Origin of the sequence: Shigella sp. FC1567, assembly GCF_001743015.1 — a bacterium.
GTDB lineage: Bacteria > Pseudomonadota > Gammaproteobacteria > Enterobacterales > Enterobacteriaceae > Escherichia > Escherichia coli.
In genome coordinates this window covers 1-929 of sequence record NZ_MIIV01000315.1, presented here as the reverse complement: position 1 = coordinate 929, position 929 = coordinate 1, and the positions used below count along the sequence as shown (strand labels likewise).

General features: G+C 49.0%; 2 protein-coding genes and 1 pseudogene. 2 read left to right on the top strand and 1 reads right to left on the bottom strand.

What is annotated here, in order from left to right:
• Positions 1 to 261: IS1 family transposase (locus BHE85_RS16545; RefSeq protein ID WP_000317683.1), on the top strand; the 261-nt coding region annotated here is incomplete at its 5' end.
• Positions 262 to 290: 29 nt separating this feature from the next.
• A pseudogene (locus BHE85_RS16540) lies at positions 291 to 653 on the top strand (LacI family DNA-binding transcriptional regulator); the annotation flags it as partial.
• A gap of 15 nt (positions 654 to 668) precedes the next feature.
• Here BHE85_RS16540 and BHE85_RS16535 read toward each other — a convergent pair.
• On the bottom strand, positions 669 to 929 hold a 261-nt coding region (locus BHE85_RS16535), incomplete at its 5' end, for an IS1 family transposase (RefSeq protein ID WP_000317683.1).

The window sequence follows — 929 nt, the reverse complement described above, 5'->3', positions numbered from 1 at the left end:
ACACTGGAGCGTCTTCTGAGCCTGCTGTCGGCCTTTGAGGTCGTGGTATGGATGACGGATGGCTGGCCGCTGTATGAATCACGCCTGAAGGGAAAGCTGCACGTTATCAGCAAGCGTTACACTCAGCGCATTGAGCGACATAATCTGAATCTGAGACAACATCTGGCAAGGCTGGGACGGAAGTCACTGTCGTTCTCAAAATCGGTGGAGCTGCATGACAAGGTCATCGGGCATTATCTGAACATAAAACACTATCAGTAAGTTGGAGTCATTACCGGAGTTCCTGACCTATGTCCCCTACTATTTATGATATTGCCAGGGTTGCAGGCGTATCAAAATCCACCGTATCACGCGTGCTGAATAAGCAAACTAATATCTCCCCGGAAGCGCGCGAAAAAGTGTTACGGGCCATTGAAGAATTACAGTATCAGCCAAACAAGCAGGCCCGCGCGCTGACCTCTTCGGGTTTTGATGCCATTATGGTGATTTCTACCCGTTCGACCAAAACTACGGCGGGTAATCCGTTTTTCTCTGAAGTTTTGCATGCCATCACCGCCAAAGCTGAAGAGGAAGGTTTCGACGTGATATTGCAGACGTCGCACAATCCGGCAGAAGACTTACAAAAATGTGAAAGCAAAATTAAGCAGAAAATGGGTAATGACTCCAACTTACTGATAGTGTTTTATGTTCAGATAATGCCCGATGACCTTGTCATGCAGCTCCACCGATTTTGAGAACGACAGTGACTTCCGTCCCAGCCTTGCCAGATGTTGTCTCAGATTCAGATTATGTCGCTCAATGCGCTGAGTGTAACGCTTGCTGATAACGTGCAGCTTTCCCTTCAGGCGTGATTCATACAGCGGCCAGCCATCCGTCATCCATACCACGACCTCAAAGGCCGACAGCAGGCTCAGAAGACGCTCCAGTGT